Consider the following 5,843-nt stretch of genomic DNA (forward strand, 5'->3'; position numbering starts at 1 on the left):
TCGCACAGGCGATCGTCGTCCCGGCACAGTCGATCCGGTGCGTCTCGAATCCCGGGATCATCGGCGCGTCAGCGCGTCGAGGATGCGCACCCAGCTGCGCGCGCCCTTGTGGAAGCTCTCGAGGTCGTACTTCTCGTTCGGCGAGTGGATCGCGTCGTCGTCGCGCCCGAATCCGATCAGCATGGGTTCGGTGCCGAGGATGGTCTGGAAATACCCCGCCACCGGGATCGAGCCGCCGACGCCCGCGAAGACCGCGGGCGTCGCCCATTCCTCGGACAGCGCGGCGCGCGCGGCCTCGAACTCGGGGCGGGCGACGTCCATGCGCGTCGCCGGCGCGCCGTCGCCCATCGGGAACTCGGCGGTGACGTCCGGCGGCAGGCGGCGCTCGACATGATCGACGAAGGCGCGGTGGATGGCCGCCGGGTCCTGATCGCCGACGAGGCGGAAGCTGATCTTCGCGCGGGCCTCGGCCGGCAGCACCGTCTTGAAGCCCGCGCCGGTGTAGCCGCCCTCGATCCCGTTGACCTCGGCCGTGGGCCGCGCCCAGAGGCGTTCGAGCGCGGTGCGGTCCTGTTCGCCCGCGCCCTGCGAGAGGCCGACGCGGCCGAGGAAACCCGCCGCGTCGAAGGCGAGCGCGTCCCATTGCGCGCGCACCTCCGGCGGCGTCTCGGCCACGCCGTCGTAGAAGCCCGCGAGCGTCACCCGGCCGGTTTCGTCGTGGAGATCGGCCAGAATGCCGGAGAGGACGTGGATCGGGTTGACCGCGAGCCCGCCGTAGAGGCCGGAGTGCAGATCGCGCGCGGCGCCGCGCAGGACCACCTCCTCGCGCAGCATGCCGCGCAGCTGCGTGACGATCGAGGGCGTCGCGCGGTCGTACATGCCGGTGTCGCAGACAAGGGCGAGATCGGCGGCGAGCTCCGCCCGGCTCGCTTCGAGGAAGGGCACGAGGGAGGGCGAGCCCGATTCCTCCTCTCCCTCGAAGAAGAAGGTGATCCGGCAGGGCAGCGCGCCGTGCTCGGCGATCCAGGCGCGGCAGGCCTCCACGAAGGTCATCAGCTGGCCCTTGTCGTCGGCGGCGCCGCGGCCGCGGATCACCTCGCCGGCGTCGGTCTCTTCGACCGCCGGGTCGAAGGGGTCGCGGTGCCAGAGCTCGAGCGGATCGGCCGGCTGCACGTCGTAATGTCCGTAGAAGAGGAGATGGGGTGCGCCCTCGCCGATGTGGCCGACGACCATCGGGTGGCCGGGGGTGGCGCGCTTTTCGGCCACCGCGCCGAGGCTCGCGAGGTCGGCGACGAGCCAGTCTGCGGCGCGGTCGCAGTCGGCCGCGAAGGCCGGGTCGGTGGAGATCGACGGGATCGCCAGAAAGGTCATCAACCGCTCCAGTGCCTGCGGCAGATCGGCGTCGAGACGGGCGAGCACGGGGTCGGCGGACATGGGGGCTCCTTCGGTGTCGGGCGGCGCGACGGTAGCAGAGGGACCGGGGGTGTCCAGCCGCGCCGTTTTGACCCAGATCAAGGAGCCCGGCGCGGCAAACTGTAGCCTGTTGCCACGGGCGTTGCCCAATTATATCCACCTGACCGGGCGGGGCGAGGGCCTTGCCCAGATGCGACCGGGAGACGCCGACGTGGACTACACCGCCAAGCTCGACCAAGCGATCCAGCGCCTGCACGACGAAGGCCGCTACCGCACCTTCATCGACATCGAGCGCAAGCGTGGGGCCTATCCGCACGCCACCTGGCGGCGCGGCGACGGCGAGGAGCGGCCGATCACCGTCTGGTGCGGCAACGACTACCTCGGAATGGGCCAGCATCCCGCGGTGCTCGCGGCGATGCACGAGGCGATCGAGACGGCGGGCGCGGGGTCGGGGGGCACGCGCAACATCTCCGGCACCACGATCCATCACAAGCGTCTCGAGGCGGAGCTCGCCGACCTGCACGGCAAGGAATCGGCGCTTCTCTTCACCTCTGCCTACATCGCCAACGATGCGACGCTCTCGACGCTGCCGAAGCTCTTCCCGGGCCTCATCATCTACTCGGACGCGCTCAACCACGCCTCGATGATCGAGGGGGTGCGCCGCAACGGGGGCGCCAAGCGCATCTTCCGGCACAACGACGTGGAGCACCTGCGCGAGCTTCTGGCCGCCGACGACCCGGCGGCGCCGAAGCTGATCGCCTTCGAATCGGTTTACTCGATGGACGGCGACTTCGGTCCGGTCGAGGCGATCTGCGATCTCGCCGACGAGTTCGGCGCGCTCACCTATATCGACGAGGTGCACGCGGTCGGCATGTACGGCCCCCGTGGCGCCGGCGTGGCCGAGCGCGACCGGCTGATGCACCGCATCGACATCATCAACGGCACGCTCGCCAAGGCCTACGGCGTGATGGGCGGCTACATCGCGGCCAGCCACAAGATGTGCGACGCGATCCGGTCCTACGCGCCGGGCTTCATCTTCACCACCTCGCTGCCGCCCGCGGTGGCGGCAGGCGCCGCGGCCTCGGTGAAGCACCTGAAGACCGATCAGGCGCGACGCGACCAGCACCAGACGCAGGCGCGCATCCTCAAGACCCGGCTCAAGGGGCTCGGCCTGCCGATCATCGATCACGGCAGCCACATCGTGCCGGTGATCGTGGGCGACCCGGTGCACACCAAGATGATCTCGGACATGCTGCTCGAGAATTACGGCATCTACTGCCAGCCGATCAATTTCCCCACCGTGCCGCGCGGGACGGAACGCCTGCGCTTCACGCCGTCGCCCGTGCACGGCCCGGACGAGATGGACCGGCTTGTCGGCGCAATGGACGATCTCTGGTCGCACTGCGCGCTGAATCGCGCCGAGGCGTCGGCCTGATCGCGTGACCGCTGACGCCCCTCGCCGTCTGTGCTAGCCTCCGTTATCAAAAGAACGCGAGGCGAATCGCGTCGGTGGCAGGCGGCACTTGGGGATAGGCGGCAGGGATGATCGGGCGGAGGATACCGCGGACTCAGCGTGAACCCGAGGTCAAGCCGCAGGGGTTCGACGATTTCGACCTGCGTCTCGGGGACCTGATGCGCGGCGAACGCGCGACGATGGGCAAATCGCTCCTCGACGTGCAGCGCGAATTGCGCATCAAGGCGAGCTACATCGCCGCAATCGAGAACTGCGATCCCTCCGCCTTCGACACGCCGGGGTTCATCGCGGGATACGTGCGCTCCTACGCGCGCTATCTCAACATGGACCCTGACCGCACGTTCGAGGCCTTCTGCGCCGAAAGCGGTTTCACGCCGGCCAACGGCATGGCCGGGGACGTCGGCCTCGGCCCGCAGCGGGCCGAGGCGCGGCGCGCGCCGGAGCGGATCGCGACCGGCCCGGCGCGAGACCCGCTCGCCGATGCGCGCTTCGCCTTCGGCGCGCCGCAGGAGCCGTTCCTCGCGCGGATCGAACCCGGGGCGATCGGGTCGCTTCTGGTGCTCGCGGCGCTGGTTGGGGCGATCGGCTACGGCGGCTGGAGCGTCCTGAACGAGATCCAGCGCGTGCAGCTGGCGCCGGTCGACCAGACGCCGGTGGTCCTTTCGGACCTCGACCCGCTTGACGGGACAGCGTCCGGCGACGAGGCGCGCAGCGCAGGCGCCGACACCCCCGCGGCGGCGGCGCTCGACCGGCTCTACCGGCCCGAGCCGCTGGACGTGCCCGTTCTGGTGGCGCGCGATGCGCCGATCTCCACGCTCGACCCGGCCACGATGGGGGCCTTCGCCCGTGCCGACCGGCCCGCCGCGGCAGAGCGCGCCGCGCCCGAGATGAGCCTGCCGGAGCGCAGCGCGCGCGCCGCCGCCGACGGCGATGACGGTGAAGACCAGGACGCGCCGGAGGCCGGTCCCCGCTACGACGATCCGGCCGCCATGCCGCAGGTCGTGGCCGACGGCCCCGAGCGCGTCACGCTTCTTGCCGTGCGCCCGGCCTGGGTCCGGGTGCGGGCCGGCGACGGCTCGGTCATATTCGAGAAGATCCTCGACGCGGGCGAGACCTACGCGCTGCCCCGCGACGCCGAAACGCCGACGCTGCGCGCGGGCATGTCCGGCTCGGTCTACTTCGAGATCGGCGACAGGCTCTACGGCCCGGCGGGGCAGGGCGCGAACGTCGTCGGCAATGTCGCGATTTCGGCCGATGCAGTGCGCGAGGACTTCGCGCTCGCCGACCTCGAGGAAGATGCCGAACTGTCGCGCGTGATGGCCAGGCTCGAGGCCGCAGAGGCTGAGTCCGACGGCGAATAGCGTCGCTGACGCATTGCCCCGACCGGGGCAGACGCCTATCCTTGCGCGTGAACGAGATCATGCGCAAAGGCCCCGTCCCCATGACGCTCAACCACATCCGCCCGTGGCGAAACATCTACCGCCGCACGTGCCGGCAGATCCACGTCGGCCCGGTCCCCGTCGGCGGTGATGCGCCCATCGCCGTGCAGAGCATGACGAATACCGACACCACCGACGTCAAGGGCACCGTCGAGCAGATCCAGCGCTGCGCCGATGCCGGTGCCGACATCATGCGCGTCTCCGTCCCGGACCAGCCTTCGGCGAAGGCTCTCAAGGAGATCGTGCGCGACAGTCCGGTGCCGATCGTCGCGGACATCCATTTCCACTACAAGCGCGGCATCGAGGCCGCGGAGGCCGGCGCGGCCTGCCTGCGGATCAATCCCGGCAACATCGGCGACGAAAAACGGGTCAAGGAAGTGATCCGCGCCGCGAAGGATCACGGCTGTTCGATCCGGATCGGCGTGAACGCCGGCAGCCTCGAGAAGCATCTGCTGGAGAAATACGGCGAGCCCTGCCCGGAGGCGATGGTCGAGAGTGGTCTCGAACATATCCGCATTCTTCAGGACAACGACTTCCACGAGTTCAAGATCAGCGTGAAGGCCTCCGACGTCTTCCTCGCCGCCGCGGCCTACCAGGGCATCGCGGATGCCACCGACGCGCCCATTCACCTCGGCATCACCGAGGCGGGCGGGCTGATGTCCGGCACGATCAAGTCGGCGATCGGTCTCGGCAACCTCCTGTGGATGGGGATCGGCGACACGATCCGCGTCTCGCTCTCCGCCGATCCGGTGGAGGAGATCCGCGTGGGCTACGAGATTCTGAAGTCCCTCGGCCTGCGCCACCGGGGCGTCAACATCATTTCGTGTCCCTCCTGCGCGCGGCAGGGCTTCGATGTGATCGAGACGGTCAAGGTGCTCGAGGAGCGGCTGGAGCACATCAAGACGCCGATGAGCCTTTCGATCATTGGCTGCGTGGTGAACGGCCCCGGCGAGGCGCTTATGACCGACGTCGGCTTCACCGGCGGCGGCGCCGGGCACGGGATGGTCTATCTCGCCGGCGACCAGAGCCACAAGATCTCCAACGAGGAGATGATCGAGCATATCGTCGAGCAGGTGGAGGCGAAGGCCGCCGAGATCGAGGCGCGCGAGCGCGTCGAAGCCGCCGAGTGAGCGACGCGGCCCGCGAGGGCCGAGGAGCGGCTCATCGCGCCTTGCGGCGCTCTTCGCGTCAGGGCAGGTATCGCGCGAGGAGCGCGGGCGGCACGTCGCCGCGGATCATCGTGCCGCCCACGACGTAGGACGGGACCACGTCGAAGCCGAGCTCGCCCGCGAGCGCGCGGCGGCGCTCCAGAACGGCCCGTGTCGCTGCATCCTCCATCCCGGCCATCAGCCGGTCCGCCGGCCAGCCCATCGCCTCCGCCAGCCGCCGCAGGGCGACACGGTCGGTCGGATCCGGCAGGTCCGGGAGAGCTTGTCGCGCCTGCGTCCAGGCCTCCGCGCCCAGCTCCTCGAGCACCGCGACGAGGAAGGCGGCCGCCATGGGGTCGCCCCGTGCGG

5 protein-coding genes are annotated in these 5,843 nt (G+C 70.0%); 3 read left to right on the top strand and 2 right to left on the bottom strand.

The annotated features are described in order from the left end of the window. Positions 1-57: 57 nt before the first annotated feature. Positions 58-1,434, bottom strand: coding sequence for a M20/M25/M40 family metallo-hydrolase (locus tag ACESL7_RS12065; protein ID WP_372893567.1), 1,377 nt, complete (start codon positions 1,432-1,434; stop codon positions 58-60). A gap of 190 nt (positions 1,435-1,624) precedes the next feature. Here ACESL7_RS12065 and hemA point away from each other — a divergent pair, with 190 nt between their 5' ends. From hemA to ispG, 3 genes are all read left to right on the top strand, one after another. After that, complete coding sequence (gene hemA / locus ACESL7_RS12070) at positions 1,625-2,848, top strand: 5-aminolevulinate synthase (RefSeq protein WP_372893568.1); 1,224 nt, start codon at positions 1,625-1,627, stop codon at positions 2,846-2,848. Between the two features lie 107 nt (positions 2,849-2,955). Then, the gene (locus ACESL7_RS12075) at positions 2,956-4,248 is read left to right on the top strand and encodes a helix-turn-helix domain-containing protein (protein WP_372893569.1); all 1,293 of its coding nucleotides are present in this window, start codon (positions 2,956-2,958) and stop codon (positions 4,246-4,248) included. 80 nt (positions 4,249-4,328) lie between these two features. Beyond that, positions 4,329-5,456: a flavodoxin-dependent (E)-4-hydroxy-3-methylbut-2-enyl-diphosphate synthase gene (gene ispG, locus ACESL7_RS12080; protein WP_372893570.1), complete on the top strand. Its 1,128-nt coding sequence runs from the start codon at positions 4,329-4,331 to the stop codon at positions 5,454-5,456. A gap of 58 nt (positions 5,457-5,514) precedes the next feature. Here the strand turns inward: ispG and ACESL7_RS12085 are convergent. Continuing rightward, on the bottom strand, positions 5,515-5,843 hold a 329-nt coding region (locus ACESL7_RS12085; RefSeq protein WP_372893571.1), incomplete at its 5' end, for a DsbA family protein.

Source organism: Rhodosalinus sp., assembly GCF_041685465.1.
Classification (GTDB): domain Bacteria; phylum Pseudomonadota; class Alphaproteobacteria; order Rhodobacterales; family Rhodobacteraceae; genus Rhodosalinus.

Bases quoted from the DNA above. Each gene is read 5' to 3' on its own strand.
- ispG (WP_372893570.1), top strand. From the start codon at position 4,329: ATGACGCTCAACCACATCCGCCCGTGGCGAAACATCTACCGCCGCACG.
- ACESL7_RS12075 (WP_372893569.1), top strand. From the start codon at position 2,956: ATGATCGGGCGGAGGATACCGCGGACTCAGCGTGAACCCGAGGTCAAG.
- ACESL7_RS12065 (WP_372893567.1), bottom strand. From the start codon at position 1,434: ATGTCCGCCGACCCCGTGCTCGCCCGTCTCGACGCCGATCTGCCGCAG.